The following is a 22,580-nucleotide window of genomic DNA, read 5'->3' as shown; positions in this document are numbered from 1 at the left end:
TGGGACGTGAGACATCCCGCTCAACAGTCCGAGAGCCTCGCCTGTTACGGGCCACCAACCATCCCCCGATCAGTGGCCGAGTTGAAGAAGTTCACGAACACCTTCAGCCGAGCTGTTCGCACCGCCCCGGCCAAGTCCGGGGCGAGAGCGGCGAGCACCACCTCGACGGCCTCGTGGATGTACCGGCAGGCCGTGGCGATGCCGATGGCGAAGCCCGCCGCGAGCCGGGCGTAGGTGTCCCCGCACCGCAGGTGGGCCAGCACCAGCAGAGCCTGACGCCCCGCCGTCAGCTTCCGCCACCGAGTCCCCAACTCCCGCCGGTGCGCGGCCAGGTCCCGGGCCAGAAACCGCAGGGGCTAGCTGGACAGATCGATCGCCGTCACGCCGACGAATAGACAAGCACACGAAGCTCCTGGTGCACACGGTTGATCTTGGTCGACAACTCGTCTACCAGGAGCTTCACCACCACATGACCTCACCCTGCACGTCCAGCACCGCCCCATCAGGTTGGAAAGGGCTGACTGCCCGGTACGAGCACGCCTCGAACAGCGCCAGCACGAAGTACACCACCACCCGCGCCGGCAGCACCCGCAGCCTCTTCTCACGCGTCCCGGTCTCCTCCAGCACCGTATCCACCAGCGCGAAATCCGCGGTCTGCGTCAGCTCGCCCAACTTCGCCTCAAGTCGAACCACACGGGGCCTGTTGTTACATATCAGGACGCAAAGCCCCCCGGCCTCAAGGCCGAAAATCCCAGGTCGCAGCCCCTCCCCGCACAATGCAGCGGCGTTGGAGTGTCCACACCACCGGGTCACCTCAACGATCCTTCGGATCGTCGATCTGTTCGGCGCGATCCGCACGTTCAGCGAGGTCACAAAGCGTGCGCCACAGCGGGCCAGTGTCTGCTGCGAGGCACCGCCGGCCCGCTGCCCGATCGCCGCGTACGACCGGGCGCCCGCCACCGCGGCCAGGCGGCAATGAGCAGTACCGCCACGAACGGGTGACGTAGGGGTGTGGGTTCCAGCGTGGTGAGATGAACCAAGTATGTATGGTGATCACTATGCAGCTTCGGTACTCGTTTCGCGTGTACCCGAACGGTCCTCAACGCGCCGCGTTGGCAAGGGCGTTCGGATGCGCGCGAGTGGTCTTCAACGATGCGCTTCGCGTTCGTGAGGGCGCCCGCGCCGCCGGGCTGCCGTTCGTCACCTCCGCCGAGCTGTCCAAGCGGCTCACCGCGTCGAAGAAGACTCCGGAGCAGGCGTGGCTGGGCGGAAGTTCCCGAAGACGGGAGCACCCCGATTCAAGTCGCGCAAGGATACCCGGCAAGCTATCCGCTTGACCACGAACGCGGGATGGAAGATCGCCCCCGGCGGAAAGCTCCGCCTGCCCAAGGTCGGCGACGTGACCGTGAGGTGGTCGCGTACCCTACCGTCCGCCCCCACCACCATGACCGTGATCAAGGACTCCGCCGGCCGCTTCTTCGCGTCGTTCGGTGCGACACGAGGTCGCTCCATCCAAGTGGGGGTGGCGCGGCATGGATGGATGACCCTGCCCTCCAGGACTACTGGGCGAAACGGCGCCGGAAGAAGGTGCCTCCCGTCATGGACGAGACGAGTCTGCACCTGGCGTTCCGCCAGCGAGGGCTGTGTCCGCTCTGTGACGAGACTCGCCTGATCGCCGGAGCGGAATACGAGCCGGACGCCCCACGGGAGTGGATCAAGTGGTTCGCAGCCGTAGCGAAGATGCTGTACAAGCATCACTTCGTGTTCCGGCGCGAAGGGGGCGGGAACGACTGGAACAACCTCCGACTCGTACAGGCGGACTGTCACCGGCTGCACCACGAAGCCGGTGACCGAACAACCGCACGGAAGAGCAAACGCCCTCGGGTTCTGCTTGAGCCGTGTGCGGCGTGAGTCGCACCTGTTCTCCACCGATCCGCGCACCGCCAGCAACTGGCAGCTGATCGAAACCGAGTGGCCCACGCTGATGTGGGTGACGCTGTCAGTCAAGGAGGGCAGCGTCTCCTCCGTCACGCTGCTGCGCAGGCTGAACAACCACTCCCGCAAGAACCAGAGCTACAAGGCCTTCCGCGAGGTCGGCCGCGCCGTGCGGACCATCGTGCTGCTGCGCTATCTGTCCGATCCGGTGCTGCGCGAGCAGATTCAGCGGGCGACGAACAAGGCCGAGGCGTACAACGGGTTCACCAAGTGGCTGCACTTCGGCTCCCACGGCTACCTCCGCTCCCGTGACCCGGAACTGCAGGAGAAGGCCATCAAGTTCCTCGACCTGGTCGCCTCGTCGGTGATCTTCTCCACCACCGTCGACATGACCGAGCAACTCCACCAGATGAGCACCGCGGGCTGGACGATCGGTGCGCAGGACCTGGCAGTGATCAGCCCACACCGCCGCGACAACATGCTGCGCTTCGGCGACTACGACACCACCACCCTGCACGTCCCACCCGGTCCTTTTGTGCCGGGGCTCGATCTGGGAGCAACCCGATGATTCCATTCCACCGTCCCAGCGGATCCTCGATCCGCATGCCTGAAGGAGGCTCCAGGTGATATTCGAGAACATGGCCAGACCCACCTTGCGGCAAGCGCCGGCTCCCGTGTCCCGTGGTGGCCCCGTGCCCGGTAGCGCCGCCCGGCAGGGGCCTCGTGCAGCGGAGCGCGCGCAATTTGCCCGCTGGGCGGCGAGTTACGGGAACGAGCTACGGCTGCTGACCGATGCAGGCAACAATTGGGGCAATGCGAAGGCGGCCTACGTGGGCCGCCCAGGAGCACCGATGCGGCAACTCGCCGCGTTCCGGCGGGAGTATGTCGACACGGTCCTCAAGGCGCTCTTGGAGGGCTTCAAAGGAGCCCGCACCGCGGCTCCGGGCAGCGTCAACGAAACCTCCGACTACGACGTCGCTGTCCTCGGCGGCCAAGGGACCTGGTGGGTCCTGGCCGAATTCAACAAGATCATGCGCGAGGTGTGGGGCACCGAATCCGGCGTCACCTTCGACACCAATGTGTACGTCGACCTGGTCGAGCCTCCGAAGAGCAACCTCATGACCGACGACGCCTCATGGCAAATGCGCGGCGGCCGGCCGACCACCCTCCCCGGCTGGCAGCGCGTCCAGGAAGTTGCCTCACTCGCCAAAATCCGGCGCTTCATGCCGGAGGAGGCATGGCAGACTTTTTCTCGGGCCGTCGCCGATGCTGTCATGGCCCCGCAGAGCCGAGCAGGCCGGAAGGCAGCCGACCGGTTCCAGCAGACACGCTGGACGGAGTCCCTTCTCAGCTCGGCGGACCGGCTCTACCGTGCGTACGTCCGCGATGTGGCCCGGGTCCTGCGCATGCAGGGATACGGCGACGCAGACACAACCATGGACGACGAGCAACTCGTCAGGCACCTGGAGGAGCACGACGAGAACGCCGTCATGCGGGCCCGAAACGTGCTCTACGCCATCCACATGCGCGGCGCTCAGAACCTGGCACGCTCCTTCCTGGCCCATGAGTCCGGCCCCGGCGGCGAGGGCTGGCGTTCCAAGTCGAGCATCGCCGAACTCAACGCCCGCGCTCAGGTCTACGCCATGGAGGCGTACCACGCGGCCGGACCGGTCTTCGACATCGTTCACCGTCTGCAGGCCAAGAGGATCACTGCTGACGACCTGGTTGGATCGGATTACGGGCAGTCGTTCAACGAACAGTTCGGCGATGCTCTCAAGGACCTGCACCACTACGGAGACGACCTGGGCAAGGCCCTTTACCAGAGCTCGAAATACGTCAATCGCATGACAGCCGCGGCCGACGAACTCCTCCAGCGCGACGGCGGCACACTTCCGCCGGACGCGAAAGCCACCCTCGAAGCACTGCGCGAACTGAGCGACGGGAAGGGAGTGCTGCGACGCCTGCGCGCAGGGGACGACGAGGAGCTCAAACACCTGACGGAACAACAGAAGTCTGCGCTGGCGCAGGAAGAAGCCGTAAGAATCCTTAACACCCGATCGCTCGAAGAGTTCCGGCAGAAGCTGACCCGCCTAGCTCACGCGGTCCTGGTCCTGCGCTACGCCCAACCTCAGTAACCAGTGCTGGATGATTGAACTCCCGGTATCACCCACCACGCCACCCGCCCGTCGCACTCCGTCACCACACCCCCGGAGCTCTCCCCCAAAACAAGCCCCTGGGCCCTCAGTGGTGATATGCACGATCCGCAGGCCGACGTGCCGGTGGCGATCGGGGTCTCCGGCGCCATCGCCGCCGGCTGCTACCTGCTGCCGGTGGCGGCGATCCTGTCGGCCACGCCGCCGGGCCGGATCACCGGGATCGCCGGCTTCATGGACGCCGCCGAGCTGGTCTTCGGGATCTACGGGAGTTGGCGCGGGCCGCTGTTGACCGGCGTCGCGGTGCTGTTCGCGGTGGCGCTGCTGACCCAGGGCAGCGCCTGGATGATCGTCGCCGACCGGATGCAGGCGATGGCGGCGGCCGACGGCGGCTTCTTCACCCGGGCGTTGGGCGCCTTCCACCCGCGGCTGGGCACCCCGGTCCGGATGAACCTGCTCTCCGGCGTCGCCGCCACCGCCTTCATGCTCGCCGCGATGCAGCTGACGCACGGCGACGCCTCCGCCGTCTTCGGCGTGGTGCTGTCGGTGGCGATCACCACCCTGCTGCTGTCCTACCTCGCGGTGATCCCCGCGCTGCTCGCGCTCCGGCTGCGCCACCCCGAGGTGCCCCGGCCCTACGAAGTCCCGTTCGGCACCCCGGGGTTCACCGTCGCGGCGCTCCTGGTGTACGCCTGGATCCTGCTCGGCTCATGGGTGGCGCTGTTCCCCGGCACGCTGGAGGCGGCGATCGGGGTCCGCTACCCCTTCCGCGCCGTGTGGGGCGTCTCCCGCCTCACGTTCGAGACGTTCACCCTGAGCACCGTCGGGCTGCTGCTGGCGGTCGCCACCGCCGGGTACGTGACCCAGCGCGTGCGCGCACAGGCCGGCGACGATCAGCGCCAACCCCGCCCACCCCGATAGCGCGGGCGCCGCGACGCCGGCCAACAGCGCCTCGCCGAGCAGGGTGAACGGCACCTCGGCCGCCTGGGTCGCCTCCACCGCGCCGAGCGCGGCCGGCTGGCCCCGGACCAGGTCCGTGGCGCGGAAGAAGAGCGTGGTGGCCAGCACGCCGGAGAGCAGCGCGACGATCAGCGACCGGGTCAACTGGCCGGCGGACGGCGGTCCTTGGGTGACCGCGGCGGTGCCGGCCAGCGCCAGCCACAGCGGCAGCGAACCGAGCGTCATGGCGAGCGTCCGCTGCACGCCGTCCAGGCCGTCGCGCCCGAGCAGCCGGCGGTTGCCGAGCGGGTAGGCGACCGCGGCGAGCAGGACCGGCAGCGCCACCTTCAGCGCGTCGCCGAGCCCGGTGCCGCCGGCGCTGCGGAGCTGGGTGAGCACGACCCCCAGCACGATGAGCGCGGAGACGCCGAGGGTGCGCAGCGGGACCCGATCGCCGCCGAGCGCCCCGAGCGCGATGCCGGCGACGATCACCAACTGCCAGGTGGCGGCCACCAACCAGCCGGCGCCGTGCTCCCCCGCCCAGGTCAGCGGCGCGTAGAAGAGTCCGAAGCCGACGGTCGACCAGAGCAGCCAGCCGCCCGGTCGGGTCCGCAGGCTACGCAGCACCGCGGGCAGTCCGCCGCGCAGGGCCACCAGCGCCACCAACGGGACGACCATGAACAGATAGCGCAGGCTCGCGCTCCACATCCAGGAGCCGCCGGCCAGGCTCATCATGCGGTTGAGCACGAAGGTGGTGGCGAAGCAGGCGGCGGCGAGCACGCCGAGGCCCATGGGGAGGCCGACGCCGGCCCGTGCGCCCCGCGCGGATATCGGCACGGTGCTCCCTTCCGGAAATCACGGGACAGCGCTCTTCGACCGGCTGACCTGCGGTTCCCCGTTCGACGAGAGGCGCCGACGAGAACCGGCGACGCATTGATATCTGAAATGTTAGTGCGTACCACAGGCGCCCCGGCACCGGGGTCGGCCGCTTAGGATCGGGGGGTGACCGCACTGGAACCGGTGCCGAGAAGGCTCCTGCGCGACAAGGCGTACGACGCGCTGCTGGAGGCGATCGTCTCCGGCGAACTGCCGCCCGGGCAGAAGCTCCACGACGGCGAGCTCGCCGAGAAGCTGGGCCTCTCCCGCGCCCCCGTACGGCAGGCGCTGGCCCGCCTCGCCGCCGAGCGGCTTGTGGTGTCCAAGCCGCAGAGCTACACCCGGGTCGCCCCGGTCGTGGCCGAGGAGATCCGGGACGCGCTCGCGGTCGTGCAGGCGATGCACGCCCTCGCGGTCCGCACGGCCGTGCCCCGCCTCTCCGAGGAGCACCTGACGCGGATGCGGGCGGCCAACTCCGCCTTCGTCGCCGCGCTGGACGCCGAGGACCCCGCCGCCGCGGTCGCCGCCGACGACGCGCTGCACGCCGTCCCCATCGAGGTGTGCGGCAACGAGGCGCTGGCCGAGACCGTCCGCCGCTACACCCCGCTGCTGCGCCGGCTGGAGCGGCGCCGCTTCGTAAGCGCCGCGGCCCGCGCCTCCGCCACCCGGCACGACGCACTGATCGACGCCTGCGCCGCCGGCGACACCGAGGCCGCGGTGGCGCTGTCCGGCGAGATCTGGGGTGGCCTCGACGCACAGGAGGCGGCGGGCGCGTCCGAGGCGCGGTGACCGGTAGCCGACGGCCGGTTTCTGCCCGGGAGTTGGCCGACACCGCCCCTTTCGAGCGAGCCGAATCGTTCTTCCTGCCGCCGTTCGAGCGAGCCGCGGAATGCGCCCGGAGCGGGTCGGGCAGCGGTCGGGCTATCGACACGGGGCCGGTCGGCCCCGCCCCTGTGCGCGGAGGAAGCCCATGACCCTCGAAGAGACCCCCGAGACCCGGCGCCCGTCGGCGGTCACCGTCGAACTCGGCGCGTTCCAGGTCGAGACGGTCCGCTCGGTGTCCGGAACGGCGTTCGGCGCCGCGCCGCCCGACGGCCTCCCAGGCGGGGCGGGGCGCCCCGGCGAGATCACCATCGTGCGCGGCGCGGACCAGAGCGCCGCGTTCACCGACTGGCTCACCAGATGCCTGGCCACCCGCGCCGCCGACCGGCCCCGGCAGACGGTGACGGTCGTCCACTACGCCGCCGACCGCACCCCGTTGCGCCGCTACCGCCTATCCGGCGCCCTCCCCACCACCTGGGAGACCCCGAAGGACGGCGCACCCACGGAATCCGTCACGCTGACCTACGAGGAACTCACCATCACCACATAGCCGAGCGGAAGCCTCGGCGCCACCCACACCACGCCCCCCTACAAGGGGCCAACCGGCCGTGATTGCATGCCCGTTGAGGGTCGCGCGACTCCCCGACGACCCCGTACCCAAGGGGGCCCCATGACGCGTCCGTTCCGCTTCGGCGTCAGCCTGCTCACCCTCGACTCCGGCCCGGCCTGGCGCGCGAAGTGCCGGCACGCCGAGGAACTGGGCTACGACGTGCTGCTCGTACCGGACCACCTCGGGTGGCCCGCGCCGTTCCCCGCGCTGGTATCCGCGGCCGAGGCGACCACACATCCACGGGTGGGCACCTTCGTGCTCAACGCCGCGTTCTACAACCCCTCGTTGCTGGCCCGCGAGGTGGCCACCACCGACGCGCTCACCGACGGGCGGCTGGAGGTGGGCCTGGGCACCGGCTACGTCAAGCGCGAACACGACGACGCCGGGCTGCCGTTCGGGACGGCCGGTGAACGGGTGACCCATCTGGAGCGCACCATCGCGGAGTTGGACCGGCTGCTGGGCGACCCCGAGCACCTCCCGCGGGCCGCCCAGCGGCCCCGCCCGCCGCTGATGATCGGCGGCAACGGCCCCCGGATGCTGCGGCTGGCGGCACGGCACGCGGAGATCACGGCGTTCACCGGCGCACACCAGGCCCCGGGCAAGCCGGAGGGCACGCTGGCCCTGGTACCGGCCGAAGAGCTGGCCGCATCGGTCGCCACGTACCAGCAGTACGCCGCGGACCGCCCGAACCCGGCCGAACTCAACGTGCTCATCCAACGGGTGGAGGTGACCCAGGACCGCCGCGCAGCCGCCCGCCACTTCACCGCACAAGACATCGGCATCACGGAGGACCAGGCCCTCCAGGCCCCCACCCTCCTGCTCGGCACACCGACCCAGATGGCCGACCAACTCCGCGAACACCGAGACCGCTACGGCTTCTCCTACATCTCCATCCTCGAACCCGCCATGGAAACCTTCGCCCCGGTCATCGAACACCTCAAGGGCACCTGACCACCCCCGGCACCCACCGTCTTTCACCCACCCCCAACGGGAGGGGACGGGCCGGAGGGGCAAGGTGTTCGGACGTAAAGCGAAGCAGTCCGAACACCCTGCCCCGGAGGCCCATCACCGCACCCAACAGCCCCGCGCAGCGGACCCGCGCCGCAGGCGCAAAACAGCAACCCCCACGGCGGGAAAGCCCCGATGCTCCAGAGTCATAGTTCTGGAGTGATCCCCCGTGGTGGCGTCCACGCTGGTCAAGCAGTCGCACGAAGCCGCAGCATTTACGCAGGTCAGCCCCGGTGCGGGAATCCTTTGCGCTCCCACAGAGAGTGTGGAGAACCGTGCAACTGTAGGAACCGTGTCCGCCGAGACCCTGCGTGGGGTCCGGTGCATCCGTCTGTCGGTCCGGACGGATGAGACAACCAGCCCCGAGCGGCAGCGCGAAGCCGACGACATAGCCGCGTCAGCGCTCGGGATCGATTTCGGCGAGGGTGACGCACTCCGCGAAGCCGTCGACCTGGATGTGTCCGCCTCGAAGATCGGCCCGTTCGATCGTCCGCAGCTCGGCGGATGGCTCGCCCGGCCGGAAGCTTTCGATGCGCTGGTGTGGTGGCGCTTCGACCGGGCCATCCGGTCCATGGGCGACATGCACGAGCTTGCGAAGTGGGCACGGGCCCATCGCAAGATGCTCGTTTTCGCCGAGGGGATTGGCGGGGGCCGGCTGGTCTTCGACTTCCGCAACCCCATGGACCCCACATCCGAACTCATGATGATGATGCTTGCCTTTGCCGCACAGGTGGAGTCGCAAAGCATCAGCGACCGCGTCACCGGCGCACAGGCAGCCATGCGAACCATGGCACTGCGCTGGCGCGGCGGTGGTCGTCCCCCGTACGGCTATCTCCCCGCCCCCATGCCCAAGGAGCATGGCGGGGTCGGCTGGACGTTGGTGCCCGACCCCTACGCCGTGAAGGTGATCGAACGGATCATTGCGGCGCTGCTGGAGGGCAAGAGCCCGCGCGCTATCGCGCTCATGCTCAACAAGGACGGCGTTCTGTCGCCCTCCGTGTACTGGCGGGCGTACAAAGCCCGGCTCAAGGGCACCACCGACATCGAAGGCGACACCGAGACGGACGCGCCGAAGAAGAAGCCCACGCCGTGGCATGGTCAGCGCATCGTAGAAATGCTGACCAGCCCTGCCCTGCTCGGCTGGAAGCTGCATAACGGTAAGCCGGTCCGCGACGCCCAGGGCAACCCCGTCATGGCCACCGAAACCCCGATCGTGACCCGGGAAGAGTTCGACCAGATCGGCGCGCTGCTGGCACCCAAACCCACAGCGGAGAAGGTGCCCACGCGCAAGGATTCCACGGCGTTGCTGCTGCGGGTGTCCCTCCCCTCGTAGCGTGGAGGGACATGACGACGACTCGGACATCTGGGTCTGACCGGGGGAAGAGTTTCGACTCATAATGAGTCACAACCCCATGCCGTCCACTCCCAACACCGGTCACACAGCAACAGCGCACATTGAAGCCCCGGTTCCTTCCGTCACAGGAGGGAACCGGGGCCCTTGGCGTTTCCGGAGGGCTAACGGCCGGCCTGCCAGCCTTAACTAAGTGGCCTGGTGTAGAAGGGCTCGAACTTCGGGCACTTCGGCGTACTCTGCAAGCCGCGCCAACACCACGCCGACTCGTTGCGCTGTGCGATCACTTGCTACGTCTGCGGACAGGCTGACGACTCGTTCCGCCGTGGCTGCGGCTTCCTCGGGCTCGTTCGCGTCAGCGTAAGCCACTGCGAGCCATGAGAGGTAGAGCGCCATTTCCCGCGCATGTGTTGCGTCGTATTCCCCAAGCACCTTGCGCAGCAAGGGGACAGCGCGGAGTGGTCGGCGCAACTCGGTGTAGACGCGGGATTCCATGACCTGGAGTTCACCAGCGTCCACCCAGTAGAGCCACGCCGGGGACTCTGTTCCCTTGCTGTCCTCGGCTAGCGCTTCCCCCGCTTCACCCAACGCCCGAATTGCGTGCTGCGCATTCTCGGCGCCTCCGACTTTCGTGTATGCCCACGCCACTCGATCGAGGTACAGCGCGCGAGCCTTTGGAGGAGCATCCGAACCAACCCCGTCGAGGGCTGCGAGAGCCAGGCGAAGGCCCTCAACTTCCCTACCAACGTTGCTTAGTTGGTAGGCCAATGAGCCGGCGAGATTCCCGGCAAGGGTCCCATCCTCGGCCTGCGTCGCTGCGCTGAGACCTAGCCGGTAGACACGTTCCGCTTCTTCGTGACACCCGGCATCACTGGCGATCCATCCCGCGATCTGCGCCAACTCGGCTATTTGAATAAGAAGTTGACGCTCCGTTGAGCTGCTGTATGAGTGCTCTCGATACATGCAGATGACTCTTCGAAGCTCTCGCAACGCCGGCCGCATGAGATCCCCACCCGCTAGGAAGTCGTCGGCCAGCCGTAGGCCATGCACCCGCTGTTGCACGTCGTCTACCTGGGCCATGCCGAGACGGCCCCGTGCCCGGCCCCCCGGAGGCGCCAACGGGTCTTCGACGGGTAGGAAGTCGGCTAGCGTCGGCAACGTCGGTTCGCTGGGCGCCTGCGGTGTCGTGAGCACTTCCACGGGAACCCCAAGGGCCGCAGCAAGGAACGGCAGCCACTCGCGAGGCGTTCGCTTCCCCGTTTCCCACCGACTGACTTCCTGTCGGCCTACCGGTTCCCCCTGGACTCCAGCAGCTCGGCAGACCTCCCGCCCTAGCCGGGCCTGACTCCAGCCGAGCCGTTCCCGCTCCCGCTTGATGTTGGCCCCGATGCTGCTCCCCATGGAGCAAGTCTGGCCTACGCCGGGCCGACATGGGGCCGCTAGAGCGGACATTCGCGCCGCGGGACGATCTCCCGTAGCGACATGAAGGGACGGCAGCTATGGCAAGCCAGACCGGCGCGGGTACAGGCGAAATCAAGTACGAGTACATGACGTACGCCCCGAGTGGCGCGACGTGCCCGGAGTGCAAAAGGCCCATCGGAGCGTTCGAACCCGTACGCCGGGGCATGCTGGCGCGCCCTGGTGGCCCGCCCGCTGTGGTCTACAAGCACATCGACGGATGCCCGAAATGATCACTGTCAATGACGTGGGAATGCGGGTCGAGGACACCACAGGGCGTATCGGAATCCTGCGTGATGTGATCAGTAACTTCGAAGATCCTGCCGCCCCTCCGAGCGAGCGCCGAAAGCAACATGTGGCGTTCATCCGTCCGGAGCGCGGTGGTCGTGAATGGCTCGTCTCACCGGATCAGGTTCAGCGAGCTTAGGCGCGATACGACCGCTGCTTCCGCGACGGGCCGACATGAGCCCCCGCCCTGTCCTCCTGTAAGCGTCGGTTGGCGAGGGCGGGTTCCCCCAAGGAAAGGCGCAAGGCGCGTCTCCGGTCGCCAAGCCTGGACAGCGATCACGACCAGAGACGGCCCTGTGCACGATACACCACCTACAGGAGGTCGTACATGGACACAGTACGAGCGTTAGTTGGGGAAGCGTCCTTCATGGGCGTCGTCAACACAGTGAAGGACAACAACCCCGGCATGGAACTTGCCCTCGCCGAACGGATCGTCGCGGAGGGGCTGAAGTTCGTTGCCGCCTGCTCCCGCTTCCCCGGCGACGGCCTGGCACCGTCCCGAGTGGTTGACGAAGGCTGGCACGGGCTCATCCTTCACACCAAGGTGTACGCGGACCTGTGCGAGCACCTGGGCGGAGACTTCGTACACCACTTCCCCGGCTGGGACCCGATGAACTACGACCCCAGCGTCCTGGATCGCACCCGCGACAGGATTCGGCAGTGCGGCTACAACGTCGATGAAGAACTGTGGGGTCCGCCTACCGGCGCTGAAGCCCCGCTGGTGTCCGTGGCAGCAAACTGCCAGCACTCCACGGAATGTGCCATCAAACCGATGCCCACACCGCAGGACCCCCGAGAGTGAACCCCGTAGCTGACGGGCCGATTGGGCGTAGGTTGGACGCTGGATTGGAGGCTCCATGACTGAGTGGATCAACCCTCGGTACGCATCGCTCGTACAAGCATGGCGCGACGCCCAGACCCAAGCAGGAAACGAGGAAGCCGCGACACCCCAACGGGGTTTCATCTGGCCGGGGCACGAAGCCCCGAAGGCTCCGCCAACTAGTGGCGACGAGTAACCAGGTGTCCAGTTCCTCAACGGGCTGACGCAACTCCCGTGTAGGGGAGTCGATTTGGAGGCCCCCGCTCACGCCAGGGCGGGGGCCTCCCCGCGCCCCCCTTCTACGCGTCGTCCTTGCCGCTGCGGTCACTGACGTACGTCCCTCGCTGCGGAACAGTGAAGACATAGCCTTCCTCGCGCAAGAAGCGGACCGCATTGCGCACAGTTTCCCGAGCGACGCCGAAGCGCTGCACCAGAGACGCTTCAGAGGGAATCCGCCGATTCACAGCCAGGGTGCCACTCTCGATGTCAGCGATGATCGCTGCCGCGATTTGCCGGTAGACCGGCGTGGGGGACTCGTGATCAACCTCAGATGCAGCCATACGGCCACAGTAGACATCCGGCCATGTCCACTCCCGAAGCCATACGTCTATATACCGAGGTAGACCAAGGTGGCCCAGAAGCCTTACCGTTAAGCACGAAAACGCCCCGACAGACCGCGTAGGACCGGTCCATCGGGGCTTAGCCGACACAGCTATCTAGGAGCTGACCGACTCATGCGCGATCGTATCGCCCGTGCCCTGGTGTGGATGCTGCGGTTACTGCTGCCCGCCCAAGGACGACACGCAGCGGCCCTCACCCCCGAACCGGACACCCAGCCCACACCCGAGAATCCGTGGTCCCGCCCCTGGACCGGACCGACCAAAGAAGAAGCTGCCGAGTTCTTCCGACAGCAAGCCGAGACCACGCTGGAACTCCACGCGATCCGCGAACGACGACGCGCCGCAGTGCTCGCCACCATGGGCACGGACTATCCCTACAGCTACCCCGGCGCCCCGTTCCCCGCGAGCGCGTTCGCCACTGCCGGGGCGGTGTCCGCATGACCCGCGAGGGCATAGCCGGCCCGATACCGGACGTGCGCGTCGGACTGTGCATTCGATGCCGCACGCTCACCACTGCCCCCGTTGCCGTCCGCTGGATCGAGAGTGACGGCGGTCCCGGAACGATCCTCTACGCCTGCCCCAAGCACGCCGCACAGCTCGGCGCAGGACCGACCCCTGACGACGTGATCCGCACCCGCTAGCGCCGCACAACCCCGCCCCGTCCGGGCCGTCCCGGGCGGGGCACTCTCAGGCCCGTCACAGAAGTCCCCGTTACGAGCATCGGGAAGCCGACAACGTGGGAGGCAGCCCGCGCAGCCCACGCACACAACTTTGCCGACCCTTTACCATGGGCTCCCCGGCCGGGAATCCAAAGATCCCGGCCCCCACCGGCGAAAGGTGCGTGAGCGTCCGGCCATGGCCGAACCTCCCAGTCGTCATACGCCCCTGCGAAGGACTCGCAACCGGGGCGCGCTCCTCCCGAACGTGTCCGACCATGGGACGGAGGTGACCCGATGACCGACCTGCTCCTGCTGGCCGTGGCGCTTGCGCTGACCCTTGCCTGCGGCGTCTTCGTCGCGGCGGAGTTCTCGCTGACGACGGTGGAGCGCGGCGATCTGGAGCGCGCCGCCGCCCGCGGCGAGCGCGGCGCGGACAGCGCCCTGAAGGCGGTCCGCGGGCTGACCTTCCAACTGTCCGGCGCCCAGCTCGGCATCACCGTCACGGGCCTGATCATCGGCATGCTCTCCAAGCCGGCCATCGCCACCCTGCTGGACGGCCCGCTGCTCGCGATCGGGCTGCCGCGGTCCGCCGCGGACTCCCTGGCGCTGGTCCTGGGGACCGCGCTCTCCACCGTCGTCCTGATGGTCATCGGCGAGCTGGTGCCCAAGAACTGGGCGATCTCCAGCCCGCTGGCCGTCGCCAAGCGGGTCGCCACCGCCCAGCGCGGCTTCAGCGCCGCCTTCAGGCCGTTGATCACCCATCTCAACAACACCGCCAACCGGACCGTCCGCCGGCTGGGCCTGGAGCCGGCCGAGGAGCTGGCGTCGGCCCGCGGGCCGCAGGAGCTGGTGGCGCTGGCCCGGCACTCGGCCAAGGAGGGCGCCCTGGAGGCGGACACCGCCGAGCTGTTCGTCCGGACCCTGAACCTCGCCGACCTGACCGCGGAGAACGTGATGACCCCGCGGGTGCAGGTGATGGCCCTGGAGGTGCAGTCCACGGCCGAGGACGTCGCCACCGCGTGCCGGGCCACCGGGCTGTCCCGCTTCCCCGTTTACCGCGGCAACCTCGACAGCGTCGTGGGCGTGGCGCACATCAAGGACGTGCTGGCCGTCCCGGCCGAGCTGCGCCCCCGCCACCCGGTCTCCGAGCTGCTGCGCGAGCCGCTGCTGGTGCCCGAGACGCTGACCGTGGACCGGCTGCTGGACCGGCTGTCGGGCCGGCGGACGATGGCCGTGGTCATCGACGAGTACGGCGGCACGGCCGGGGTCGCCACCCTGGAGGACATCGTCGAGGAGGTGGTCGGCGAGGTCCGCGACGAGCACGACCCGTTGGAGACCCCGGACCTGGCCGCGGCCGGTTCCGACGCGGACGGGCGGGCGGTCTACCAGGCCGACGGCGCCGCCCGCACCGACCAGTTGGAGCGGATCGGCCTGCGGCTGCCGGAGGGCCCGTACGAGACCCTGGCCGGTGTGATCGCGACCGAGCTGGGCCGGATCCCCGCGCCCGGCGACAGCGTGGAGGTGGCGGGCTGGACGATGGACGTGCTGGACGCCTCCGGGCACCGCGCGGCCCGGGTGCTGCTGCACGCCCCGCCGGCCGGCGCCGGTGGCGAGGGGGCCGGCCGATGATCGCCCTCCAGTTGTTCGTCGGCCTGCTGACCCTGGTCGTCAACGCCTTCTTCGTCGGCGCCGAGTTCGCGCTGATCTCGGTCCGCCGCAGTCAGATCGAGCCGCACGCGGAGGCCGGGGACCGCCGGGCGGGCAGCGTGCTGTGGGGCCTGCAACACGTCTCGGCGCTACTGGCCGCCGCCCAGTTGGGCATCACGCTGTGCACGCTGGTGCTGGGCGCGGTGGCGGAACCGGCCATCGCGCACCTCCTGGAGCCGCTCTTCGACGCGATCCAGATCCCGCACGCGCTGATCCACCCGATCTCGTTCGTGATCGCGCTGGCCGCGGCGACCTATCTGCACATGCTCTTCGGCGAGATGGTGCCGAAGAACGTGGCGCTGGCCGAACCGGTCCGCACCGCGCTGCTGTTGGGGCCGCCGCTGGTGGCGCTGGCCCGGGCGCTGCGCCCGGTGATCTTCTCGATCAACGCACTCGCCAACGGCCTGCTGAAGCTGCTGCGGGTGGAGCCGAAGGGCGAGGTCGCGGCCGCCTTCTCGGACGCCCAGCTGGCCGAGTTGGTCGAGGACTCGCGGGCCGCCGGGCTGCTCGACGAGCGGGCCCAGGAGCGGCTCCGGGACGCCCTGGAGCTGGGCCGCCGTCCGGTGCGGGACGTGGTGCTGCCGGTGGACGAGGTGGTCTCGGCCCGGATGGGGATCACCCCCGAGGAGTTGGAGCGCCTGGCCGCGGAGTCCGGGTTCTCGCGGTTCCCGGTCGTCGATGACACCCGCCGCATCCTCGGCTATCTGCACGTCAAGGACGCGCTGGACGCCGCCGGGCGCACCGCGCCGTTCCCGGTGTCGGCGCTGCGCCCGATCGCCCGGGTCAAGGCCGCGACCCCGCTGGACGACGTGCTGACCGCGCTGCGCGGATCGCGTACGCACGTGGCCGCGGTGATCGGCGACGACGGCCGGCTGGCGGGGCTGGTGACCATGGAGGACGTGCTGCGGGAGCTGGTGCTGCAACGGCCCACGTCCTGACCCCCGCTGGGCGCCCGCCGGGACGGCGCGACCCCGGGAAACACCGTCACTGACCGATCGGTTAGATTGCTAACCGATCGGTCAGTCGCGTGCGTGTTGCCGCCGCGACGGCCCGGTCACGCATCCGTACGCGCACGCGACGAGGGGGCAAACCCATGAACACCACGGACCGCACGACATGCTGCGTGGTGGGCGGCGGCCCGGCCGGCATGATGCTCGGGCTGCTGCTGGCCAGGGCCGGCATCGAGGTCACCGTCCTGGAGAAGCACGGGGACTTCCTCCGCGACTTCCGCGGCGACACCGTCCACCCGTCCACCCTGAACCTGCTGGACGACCTCGGCCTCGGCGCGGAGTTCGCCCAACTGCCGTTCGCGAAGCTGGAGGAGCTGCGGGCCCAGATCGGCGACACCACCGTGGTGATGGCCGACATGCGGCGCATCCCCGGACCGCACAAGTACTTCGCCATGGTTCCGCAGTGGGACTTCCTCAACCTGATCGCCCGCGCCGCCGCCGAGGAGCCCACCTTCACCCTGCGGATGCGCACCCGGGCCACCGGGCTGCGCACCGAGAACGGCCGGGTGACCGGGGTGACCTACGTCGACGAGCACGGCGAGGCCGGCGAGTTGGCCGCGGACCTGACCTTCGCCTGCGACGGCCGGGACTCGCCGATCCGCGCGGCCGCCGGGATGCGGCAGCAGTACCTCGACGTCCCGATGGACGTCTGGCAGATCCGGGTGGACGCGCCGAGCGACGCCCTCAAGGAGGGCCGGGTCTTCGCCCGGTTCGGCGGCGGCCACGCCGCGGTCACCATGGACCGCGGCAGCTACTTCCAGACCTCCTACCTCATCGGCAAGGGCCAGGACGCCGCCATGCGCAGCCACGACATCCAGTGGCTCCGGGACCGGCTGGGCGCGCTGTTCGGCTGGGACGACGAGGTGACCGGCACCATCGCCTCCTGGGACGACGTCAAGCTGCTGGAGGTGACGTTCGGGCGGCTGCGGCGCTGGCACCGGCCCGGCCTGCTGTGCATCGGGGACGCGGCGCACACCATGTCGCCGGTCGGCGGGGTCGGCGTCAACCTCGCCATCCAGGACGCGGTGGCCGCCGCCCGAATCCTGGCCGGTCCGCTGCGCCGCGGTACGGTCGGCAGCGAGGAGCTGGCCCGGGTGCAGCGGCGACGGGAGTGGCCGATGGTGATGGTGCAGAAGTCCCAGCAGGGCGAGCACGCGATGATCCGCTCCGCGCTGAACGGCACCCTCCACGGGGACCGACTCCCGGTGCCGATGCGGCTGTTGCGGCGGGTGCCGGCGCTGCGGGCCGTCCCCGCCTACCTCGGCGGCCTCGGCTTCCGGTCCGAGCCCACCCCGGACTTCGCCCGGGCCGCCGCTACGAGGCCGAGCCCATCACGGCGTTGAGGGTGAAGGTCTCCAACTCCGCGGCGGCGACGTCCAGATCGAGGTCCGGGTGGGCGAGCCAGTGCCCGATCAGCCCGTCGATCGCGCCGCCGATCGCCAGCGCCACCGTGCGGGTGTCGAACTCCCGCAGCACCCCGGCCCGTTGGCCCTCCGCCAGCAGCGCGGCCAGCGTCTGCCAGCGGTCGTAGGTGTCGTGCGAGCCGGGGGTCTTCAGCCGGGTGCCGCCGTGGTCGTCGAGCAGCATCTCGGTGATCACCCGGACCTGGCGGCGGTTGTCCCGCTGGTAGCCGATCATCGCGTGCACATAGGCGACGACGGCGGCCAGCGGGTCGGCGGCCCGCTCCACCCGCTCGCGGACGTAGCCGCCGAACTGGTCGAGCACCTGCGTCAGCGCGGCGCGGGTGAGGTTGTCCTTCGAGGAGAAGTGGTAGAGCACCGCGGCCTTGGAGACGCCGGCCCGCTCGGCGATCGCCGACAGCGAGGTCGCCGGGTAACCGCGGGTGGAGATCAGCTCGATGGTGCAGTCGATCAACTGCTGCCGCCGGGCCCGTTCGGTGAACGTCGCCGCCTCGGAATCCGCGCTCCGCCGAGGACTCATCCCGCGCCCACCTCTGCCTTTCCCCGCCTCTTCTCGGTGCCTCCGCCTGGCCGGCACTCCGGCCGCTGTCGACCGTACACCGCGGGATAGGATCACCGCGCCATGGAGATGAATGTGCAATACAACAGCTTCGTCGCGGTCGGCGACAGCTTCACCGAGGGGATGTCCGACGGCCTCCCGGACGGCTCCTACCGGGGCTGGGCGGACCTGCTCGCCGCCCGCCTGGCCACCAGGGCGCCCGGCTTCCGGTACGCCAACCTCGCGGTGCGCGGCAAGCTGATCGACCAGATCGCCGACGAACAGTGCGGCCCGGCCGCCTCGATGGGCGCGGAGCTGGTGACGCTGGTCGGCGGGCTCAACGACGTGCTGCGCCCCAAGTGCGACGTGGAGCGGGTCTGTGCGCGGCTGACGGAATGCGCGGAGCTACTGGCGCGCGGCGGCGGACGTTGTCAAGTTGCTTGTGGAGGTGGCGGGTTGGGTGCGGGTGGCGTGGTTTCAGGCAGCTGCGGCAGGGGCCGGCTCCGGTGGTCGTGTGCCGGGTGGCGTGGCGTTCGATCGTTTCGCGCGGTGGCCGATGACGGACATCCGGTGAGGTCGGAGGTGAAAGTGCGGTGTGGTCCGGGGGAAGGGGGCGAGGAGCTTCTGCGCTCTGTCGACGCCACAAAAGCCCTTCGCACCCTCTCGCACCCTCGTGGACGGGCGTGCGAGTTTTTCCCGCCCCGTCGTTCGGGGGCTTCGAGCTGTAATCGCGGTCGACCGCTTCTTCCCCTCGTCCAAGCTGTGCTCCCACTGCGGCACCCTGCAGGACAAGATGCCGCTGAGCGTCACTGCGCAGCGACCCACGACCGGGACGTGAACGCGGCAAAGAACCTTCTGGCAGCCGGACTGGCCACGACAGCCTGTGGAGCTGATTAAGACCTCAACGGAGCGCTTCGGACGGGAAGTTGGCAACGAAACTTCCCAATCTCGATGTCAAGCCGCTGAGAGACGAGTAGATGCAGCTTCGAAAGGCGTCTTGTCCCGGATCATGGACGACAGGACATTGGTTCGTCGGCGATCAAGGGCCAGCACGGCCTACTTGCGCCCCTTCCCCCCTTGCGCTTCCTGTCGCAGTACGCCTTCGAGACGGGGCAGAAGAAGACACTCACTTGTGCGGAAAGGTAGAAGGAACGTTGGAGGCCGCGGTGGTAACGCCTGGGCCCGCAGAGGTTGCCGCTGATGCCGTCGGAGTCCCAGGGCACCGGGGCCAGGCCGGCGAAGCCGGCCAGGCGGTCGGCGCTGAAACCCCACGGCGTGAGCCGCAGGAACCCCCTCCTTCAGGAGACAGAGGAGGTCAATTCGGCGCCAAGCCAGCGCCTCTCGTCGCGTCGTTCGGCCAGGAGTCGAGCGCGATACATGCGGGAGGTCACTCCCAGTTCACGCGCGAGGGCAGCTGGCTGGAGTCCTGACTCACGGGCTGTGGCGAGCTGCACGACGCTGATGAGTTTGCACGCAGCCCACATCTCGGCTTCGCGTTCCTGGGTGATGGACGCGATGGTCGTCACGTTGTCGTCTCCGTACGCGCACCGCTGGTGTTCCAGCGTGACATGTGCCAACTCGTGTGTAAGCGCGCAGCGCTTTTGGATGGGGTGCAGGCCCAGACTGCAATACACCTTGCCCCGCTCCGCGTCCCAGGCCGCCAGAACGTCCTGAAGAGGGAGGTATTGGATGGGGATGTTGAGCTTCTCGAGCTCTACCTCAGGATCGAACGTGTGCATGCAGATTCCCTCCGATGTTCCACCGGCCAAGTCTGGGCGCCTCTTGCCGACTGAGGGCCCGTAAGTTGAGGAAAGCTCCACTTCCCTGGCGGGAGCGGTCGGCGCGCGACAGCGCATACGGCTTTCACCTGAAGGGACTAATTGAACAGTGCAGTTTCAGGCTTCACCTGCGGACTTCTCCTGCGTGGGTAATTATTCCCGTTCTTGTGCGTGTTGACGGATGACGTCAAGATCGGCGGAGGAGAGGCAGCCGGTACCGTCGCTGCTGTAAGCGACGAGGGCGTGGTCGTCGCGCTCCGGCGCCTGCCTGACGGAGGCTGTATGCAGCAGGGGGGAGGGGGTGTTCAGTGGCGTCGCCGATCGTGACCGGCGTGTCGCACCTGCGCCTGCGGCCAGGATCGCGTCGACGACGCTGAGAACGACGTCGCGTTCGCTGCGCGAGAGCAGGTTGGCGCGAGGGGGGAGGGTGAAGGGCTGGGCGGGGCGTTCGCGGAAGATTCCCGCGGCCTGTTCGAGATGGGTACGTGGCAGGTCCAGGGCCAAGGCGAGACCGTCGAGGGTTTCGTCCTCCAGTACTCCGGTGTGCTGCCCGCGGGCGATACGACCGATTGTGGCATGGCTGACGTGTCCTTGGCTGCGTGCCGCGGCAGCCCGGAAACTCAACGGACGCTGACGAGAACCGAGTTCGGCCAGGCGAGCCACCACGAGCTCTTGCAGATCATCTTTCATGACGATGTTCCCTCTCTCGATACGGATACTGGAAGGCATTCCAGTTGCCGACTCTACGGTAGGGGCGCACGATGGAATCGGTTCGACAGGAACTTTGCTCTTGAGTCGCCACTGAAGAGGGAGTTGCATATGCGCTGTGCTGGGAAAATCCGTCTCCCGAAATTCTACTGGACAGTGATCCGCGTGACATCGAAAGTCGTCAGTTGGCGTCCCCGCCGCTCCCCCGCACCGGACGGCAGCGAGGAAACCACAGGAGGCACATTTCAACGCTGACAGACTCGCCTTTCCCCGGACGCTGTGGAGCACGGTTCACGCTTAGCAGGGCTCCCTACCGTCCCTACGTCAATCGGTCGCCCTCGATGGAGGTGCTCATGCCTTCCTCATTCGGTCCTCACCACCGCCACTACAGGCCACACCGCTACCAATCCGCCCCTGAGGATGAGGACTTGGAATCCCGTGTTGCCGGCGTGCTCGCGAGCCAAGATGCCACCACCTGGCGCTGGCCCGCCGTGGAACACCAGCTTGCCCATTACGGCATGGCCGCACTCCGACGATGGTGCCGTGACGGCAGCATTTACGCACGCGTGTGGCGCCTGTGTCGAAGACGCTTACGTCTGACCGCCGCGCAGCGTTCCGACTCCGAGAGCCTGGGCGAGCTCATAGGCATCACCGTAGCCGTCGCCCTCCACCGATTCCGCCGCAAGGCACTCAACGGAACTGGCTGGACCCCCCAACACAACACCGGAGCGCTGGACTACTTTCTCGGCGCATGCCTCCTGGCACTCCCCTCGGAACATCAACGCTGGACACGTGCGGAACTCCCACCAAACGCCCCACCCACCGTGCCCCTGAGGCACGCGGCAAACCTCCCGGCCACCGACACCATGGGCCAGCCAGCGGATCTCACGACGGGACTGTCAACTTGAGTCGGGTCTCTGTGGGGCGATCACTTCATTGTTCGTTTGAGGAGGTGTGTTCACGGAGACCGCTGCTGTGCCGTCGTACAAGGGCTACCGGTTCCCGGCGGAGGTCATCAGTCACGCTGTGTGTCCCCATCACCGACTTCCGCTGTCGCACTGCGAGTTGGAGGTACTTCCCTTCCAGCGCGGTATCACCGTCTCCTACGCGACCGTCCGGGCCTGGTGTACCACCTCCGGAACCGCCAGCGACCAGGGCCTGCACCAGCGGCAGCCGAAGCCGGGCGACAAATGGCATCTGGACGAGGTATTCATCAAGGTCAACGGGAAGACGTGCTATCCCTGGCGGGCCGTTGGCCAAGACAGTGACCTTCTCGACACCCTCGTCCAGAACAGGCGGGATGCGAGGGCGACGAAGCGGTTCTTCCGCAGTCTCCTCAGGGGCTGCGCCTACGTGCCCCGCGAGATCGTCACGGACAAGCTCCGCAGCTACAGTGCCGCCCACCGCCAGGTCATACCCTCCGCCAAGCACCGGGGCTCGAAACCCTTGAACTCCTCGCGCTTCCCCCCCGCCCCCATCTGATGGCAGCGAGTGCCTAATGCGCCGAGATGACACACCGGTTCCGCACCTGGAAGACCGTCACCGGTCGGCCCGCGCGCACCTAACCAACGTGCCCGGCACGCCCCCCGCACTCGCCAGCTTGTCCCAACTCGACGACGACACCTGCAACTTGGCAACACCGATCATCCCTCGTCCCGTAGCCCGTGCGGTCTGGTAGACAAGGACATCTTTCATGCGCATGGCCACTGTTCTTCTGTGTGACAGGTTCCCGCATCCGGCCAGTTGGCATATCGCCCCTGAGGGGCGCTGTCTGTGCAGCGTGCGGGGGGCGTGGTGAACAGCTTCTTCCGCATGGCGGTCCGGCGTGCCGCGCAGTCCGAGTGCCGCTATCGGGTCGGTGCCGTCTTGGTCAAGGGTG

23 protein-coding genes and 5 pseudogenes are annotated in these 22,580 nt (G+C 68.3%); 18 read left to right on the top strand and 10 right to left on the bottom strand.

Annotated features, from left to right (window positions below):
* Positions 1-92 precede the first annotated feature (92 nt).
* Positions 93-353: pseudogene (locus tag ACFVFQ_RS37120) on the bottom strand (transposase family protein); the annotation flags it as partial.
* A gap of 106 nt (positions 354-459) precedes the next feature.
* A complete protein-coding gene (locus ACFVFQ_RS37115; RefSeq protein ID WP_383424906.1) occupies positions 460-693 on the bottom strand; it encodes a transposase domain-containing protein in 234 nt (77 codons plus the stop codon).
* Positions 694-1,058: 365 nt separating this feature from the next.
* On the opposite strand from ACFVFQ_RS37115, the pseudogene ACFVFQ_RS37110 reads away from it, so the two are divergent.
* The 5 genes and pseudogenes from ACFVFQ_RS37110 to ACFVFQ_RS37090 form a co-directional block, all read left to right on the top strand.
* Positions 1,059-1,489: pseudogene (locus tag ACFVFQ_RS37110) on the top strand (helix-turn-helix domain-containing protein); the annotation flags it as partial.
* A gap of 110 nt (positions 1,490-1,599) precedes the next feature.
* Positions 1,600-1,911 (top strand): HNH endonuclease signature motif containing protein, encoded by a 312-nt coding sequence (locus ACFVFQ_RS37105; RefSeq protein ID WP_383424904.1) that lies wholly within the window; start codon positions 1,600-1,602, stop codon positions 1,909-1,911.
* Positions 1,901-2,503 (top strand): Tn3 family transposase, encoded by a 603-nt coding sequence (locus ACFVFQ_RS37100; protein WP_383424902.1) that lies wholly within the window; start codon positions 1,901-1,903, stop codon positions 2,501-2,503. Before ACFVFQ_RS37105 ends, ACFVFQ_RS37100 begins: the two co-directional genes overlap by 11 nt.
* Before the next feature lie 55 nt (positions 2,504-2,558).
* On the top strand, positions 2,559-4,070 hold the full coding sequence (locus ACFVFQ_RS37095; protein ID WP_383424900.1) for a hypothetical protein: 1,512 nt from the start codon (positions 2,559-2,561) through the stop codon (positions 4,068-4,070).
* A gap of 117 nt (positions 4,071-4,187) precedes the next feature.
* Complete coding sequence (locus ACFVFQ_RS37090) at positions 4,188-5,009, top strand: amino acid permease (RefSeq protein ID WP_383424898.1); 822 nt, start codon at positions 4,188-4,190, stop codon at positions 5,007-5,009.
* Between the two features lie 9 nt (positions 5,010-5,018).
* Here ACFVFQ_RS37090 and ACFVFQ_RS37085 read toward each other — a convergent pair.
* A pseudogene (locus ACFVFQ_RS37085) lies at positions 5,019-5,705 on the bottom strand (multidrug resistance efflux transporter family protein); the annotation flags it as partial.
* Between the two features lie 324 nt (positions 5,706-6,029).
* Here ACFVFQ_RS37085 and ACFVFQ_RS37080 point away from each other — a divergent pair.
* The 4 genes and pseudogenes from ACFVFQ_RS37080 to ACFVFQ_RS37065 form a co-directional block, all read left to right on the top strand.
* Positions 6,030-6,692, top strand: a complete 663-nt coding sequence (locus ACFVFQ_RS37080) for a GntR family transcriptional regulator (RefSeq protein WP_383424896.1) — start codon at positions 6,030-6,032, stop codon at positions 6,690-6,692.
* Positions 6,693-6,873: 181 nt separating this feature from the next.
* The gene (locus ACFVFQ_RS37075; protein ID WP_383424894.1) at positions 6,874-7,275 is read left to right on the top strand and encodes a phage tail protein; all 402 of its coding nucleotides are present in this window, start codon (positions 6,874-6,876) and stop codon (positions 7,273-7,275) included.
* Positions 7,276-7,395: 120 nt separating this feature from the next.
* Positions 7,396-8,286: an LLM class F420-dependent oxidoreductase gene (locus ACFVFQ_RS37070; RefSeq protein ID WP_383424892.1), complete on the top strand. Its 891-nt coding sequence runs from the start codon at positions 7,396-7,398 to the stop codon at positions 8,284-8,286.
* A gap of 349 nt (positions 8,287-8,635) precedes the next feature.
* Positions 8,636-9,661: pseudogene (locus ACFVFQ_RS37065) on the top strand (recombinase family protein); the annotation flags it as partial.
* A 222-nt stretch (positions 9,662-9,883) separates the two neighbouring features.
* Here ACFVFQ_RS37065 and ACFVFQ_RS37060 read toward each other — a convergent pair.
* Both ACFVFQ_RS37060 and ACFVFQ_RS37055 read right to left on the bottom strand, forming a co-directional pair.
* Positions 9,884-10,774 (bottom strand): hypothetical protein, encoded by an 891-nt coding sequence (locus ACFVFQ_RS37060; RefSeq protein WP_383424908.1) that lies wholly within the window; start codon positions 10,772-10,774, stop codon positions 9,884-9,886.
* Between the two features lie 123 nt (positions 10,775-10,897).
* Positions 10,898-11,095, bottom strand: a pseudogene (locus tag ACFVFQ_RS37055) (helix-turn-helix transcriptional regulator); the annotation flags it as partial.
* A gap of 277 nt (positions 11,096-11,372) precedes the next feature.
* Between ACFVFQ_RS37055 and ACFVFQ_RS37050 the strand changes: the two are divergent.
* Both ACFVFQ_RS37050 and ACFVFQ_RS37045 read left to right on the top strand, forming a co-directional pair.
* Positions 11,373-11,579, top strand: a complete 207-nt coding sequence (locus ACFVFQ_RS37050; protein WP_383424890.1) for a hypothetical protein — start codon at positions 11,373-11,375, stop codon at positions 11,577-11,579.
* A 189-nt stretch (positions 11,580-11,768) separates the two neighbouring features.
* Positions 11,769-12,242 (top strand): glycine-rich domain-containing protein, encoded by a 474-nt coding sequence (locus ACFVFQ_RS37045; protein WP_383424888.1) that lies wholly within the window; start codon positions 11,769-11,771, stop codon positions 12,240-12,242.
* Between the two features lie 317 nt (positions 12,243-12,559).
* Here the strand turns inward: ACFVFQ_RS37045 and ACFVFQ_RS37040 are convergent, their stop codons facing one another.
* Entirely contained in the window at positions 12,560-12,820 is a 261-nt protein-coding gene (locus tag ACFVFQ_RS37040; protein WP_383424885.1) for a GntR family transcriptional regulator, read from the bottom strand.
* A 174-nt stretch (positions 12,821-12,994) separates the two neighbouring features.
* Between ACFVFQ_RS37040 and ACFVFQ_RS37035 the strand changes: the two genes are divergently transcribed.
* The 5 genes from ACFVFQ_RS37035 to ACFVFQ_RS37015 all read left to right on the top strand — a co-directional run bounded on the left by ACFVFQ_RS37035 (position 12,995) and on the right by ACFVFQ_RS37015 (position 17,599).
* Complete coding sequence (locus ACFVFQ_RS37035) at positions 12,995-13,321, top strand: hypothetical protein (protein WP_383424883.1); 327 nt, start codon at positions 12,995-12,997, stop codon at positions 13,319-13,321.
* Positions 13,318-13,521, top strand: coding sequence for a hypothetical protein (locus ACFVFQ_RS37030; protein ID WP_383424881.1), 204 nt, complete (start codon positions 13,318-13,320; stop codon positions 13,519-13,521). The genes ACFVFQ_RS37035 and ACFVFQ_RS37030 overlap by 4 nt, the downstream gene beginning before the upstream one ends.
* Before the next feature lie 312 nt (positions 13,522-13,833).
* Positions 13,834-15,168 (top strand): hemolysin family protein, encoded by a 1,335-nt coding sequence (locus tag ACFVFQ_RS37025; protein ID WP_383424879.1) that lies wholly within the window; start codon positions 13,834-13,836, stop codon positions 15,166-15,168.
* Positions 15,165-16,184, top strand: a complete 1,020-nt coding sequence (locus ACFVFQ_RS37020) for a hemolysin family protein (RefSeq protein WP_383424877.1) — start codon at positions 15,165-15,167, stop codon at positions 16,182-16,184. The genes ACFVFQ_RS37025 and ACFVFQ_RS37020 overlap by 4 nt, the downstream gene beginning before the upstream one ends.
* 155 nt (positions 16,185-16,339) lie before the next feature.
* Entirely contained in the window at positions 16,340-17,599 is a 1,260-nt protein-coding gene (locus ACFVFQ_RS37015) for an FAD-dependent oxidoreductase (protein ID WP_383424875.1), read from the top strand.
* Here ACFVFQ_RS37015 and ACFVFQ_RS37010 read toward each other — a convergent pair.
* A complete protein-coding gene (locus ACFVFQ_RS37010; protein WP_383424873.1) occupies positions 17,571-18,197 on the bottom strand; it encodes a TetR/AcrR family transcriptional regulator in 627 nt (208 codons plus the stop codon). The two genes, ACFVFQ_RS37015 and ACFVFQ_RS37010, sit on opposite strands and share 29 nt — an antisense overlap.
* A 102-nt stretch (positions 18,198-18,299) precedes the next feature.
* Between ACFVFQ_RS37010 and ACFVFQ_RS37005 the strand changes: the two genes are divergently transcribed.
* A complete protein-coding gene (locus ACFVFQ_RS37005; RefSeq protein WP_383424871.1) occupies positions 18,300-19,112 on the top strand; it encodes a GDSL-type esterase/lipase family protein in 813 nt (270 codons plus the stop codon).
* A gap of 110 nt (positions 19,113-19,222) precedes the next feature.
* Here the strand turns inward: ACFVFQ_RS37005 and ACFVFQ_RS37000 are convergent, their stop codons facing one another.
* The 3 genes from ACFVFQ_RS37000 to ACFVFQ_RS36990 all read right to left on the bottom strand — a co-directional run bounded on the left by ACFVFQ_RS37000 (position 19,223) and on the right by ACFVFQ_RS36990 (position 20,722).
* A complete protein-coding gene (locus tag ACFVFQ_RS37000) occupies positions 19,223-19,438 on the bottom strand; it encodes a hypothetical protein (protein ID WP_383424869.1) in 216 nt (71 codons plus the stop codon).
* Positions 19,439-19,513: 75 nt separating this feature from the next.
* Positions 19,514-19,954, bottom strand: a complete 441-nt coding sequence (locus tag ACFVFQ_RS36995) for an ImmA/IrrE family metallo-endopeptidase (RefSeq protein ID WP_383424865.1) — start codon at positions 19,952-19,954, stop codon at positions 19,514-19,516.
* Between the two features lie 192 nt (positions 19,955-20,146).
* Complete coding sequence (locus ACFVFQ_RS36990; protein ID WP_383424863.1) at positions 20,147-20,722, bottom strand: hypothetical protein; 576 nt, start codon at positions 20,720-20,722, stop codon at positions 20,147-20,149.
* A 933-nt stretch (positions 20,723-21,655) separates the two neighbouring features.
* Here ACFVFQ_RS36990 and ACFVFQ_RS36985 point away from each other — a divergent pair.
* Positions 21,656-22,183, top strand: coding sequence for an IS6 family transposase (locus tag ACFVFQ_RS36985; RefSeq protein ID WP_383424861.1), 528 nt, complete (start codon positions 21,656-21,658; stop codon positions 22,181-22,183).
* The last annotated feature ends 397 nt before the right edge of the window (positions 22,184-22,580 follow it).

The organism is Streptomyces sp. NPDC057743, from assembly GCF_042798755.1.
Taxonomy (GTDB): Bacteria; Actinomycetota; Actinomycetes; order Streptomycetales; family Streptomycetaceae; genus Streptomyces.
Note: the sequence above shows the minus strand (reverse complement) of the source record. Positions and strands in the feature narration are given on the sequence as shown.

Bases quoted from the DNA above. Each gene is read 5' to 3' on its own strand.
- ACFVFQ_RS37105 (WP_383424904.1), top strand. From the start codon at position 1,600: ATGGACGAGACGAGTCTGCACCTGGCGTTCCGCCAGCGAGGGCTGTGT.
- ACFVFQ_RS37090 (WP_383424898.1), top strand. From the start codon at position 4,188: ATGCACGATCCGCAGGCCGACGTGCCGGTGGCGATCGGGGTCTCCGGC.
- ACFVFQ_RS37075 (WP_383424894.1), top strand. From the start codon at position 6,874: ATGACCCTCGAAGAGACCCCCGAGACCCGGCGCCCGTCGGCGGTCACC.
- ACFVFQ_RS37070 (WP_383424892.1), top strand. From the start codon at position 7,396: ATGACGCGTCCGTTCCGCTTCGGCGTCAGCCTGCTCACCCTCGACTCC.
- ACFVFQ_RS37060 (WP_383424908.1), bottom strand. From the start codon at position 10,774: ATGGCCCAGGTAGACGACGTGCAACAGCGGGTGCATGGCCTACGGCTG.
- ACFVFQ_RS37050 (WP_383424890.1), top strand. From the start codon at position 11,373: ATGCCCGAAATGATCACTGTCAATGACGTGGGAATGCGGGTCGAGGAC.
- ACFVFQ_RS37045 (WP_383424888.1), top strand. From the start codon at position 11,769: ATGGACACAGTACGAGCGTTAGTTGGGGAAGCGTCCTTCATGGGCGTC.
- ACFVFQ_RS37040 (WP_383424885.1), bottom strand. From the start codon at position 12,820: ATGGCTGCATCTGAGGTTGATCACGAGTCCCCCACGCCGGTCTACCGG.
- ACFVFQ_RS37035 (WP_383424883.1), top strand. From the start codon at position 12,995: ATGCGCGATCGTATCGCCCGTGCCCTGGTGTGGATGCTGCGGTTACTG.
- ACFVFQ_RS37030 (WP_383424881.1), top strand. From the start codon at position 13,318: ATGACCCGCGAGGGCATAGCCGGCCCGATACCGGACGTGCGCGTCGGA.
- ACFVFQ_RS37025 (WP_383424879.1), top strand. From the start codon at position 13,834: ATGACCGACCTGCTCCTGCTGGCCGTGGCGCTTGCGCTGACCCTTGCC.
- ACFVFQ_RS37020 (WP_383424877.1), top strand. From the start codon at position 15,165: ATGATCGCCCTCCAGTTGTTCGTCGGCCTGCTGACCCTGGTCGTCAAC.
- ACFVFQ_RS37015 (WP_383424875.1), top strand. From the start codon at position 16,340: ATGAACACCACGGACCGCACGACATGCTGCGTGGTGGGCGGCGGCCCG.
- ACFVFQ_RS37010 (WP_383424873.1), bottom strand. From the start codon at position 18,197: ATGAGTCCTCGGCGGAGCGCGGATTCCGAGGCGGCGACGTTCACCGAA.
- ACFVFQ_RS37005 (WP_383424871.1), top strand. From the start codon at position 18,300: ATGGAGATGAATGTGCAATACAACAGCTTCGTCGCGGTCGGCGACAGC.
- ACFVFQ_RS36995 (WP_383424865.1), bottom strand. From the start codon at position 19,954: ATGCACACGTTCGATCCTGAGGTAGAGCTCGAGAAGCTCAACATCCCC.
- ACFVFQ_RS36990 (WP_383424863.1), bottom strand. From the start codon at position 20,722: ATGCCTTCCAGTATCCGTATCGAGAGAGGGAACATCGTCATGAAAGAT.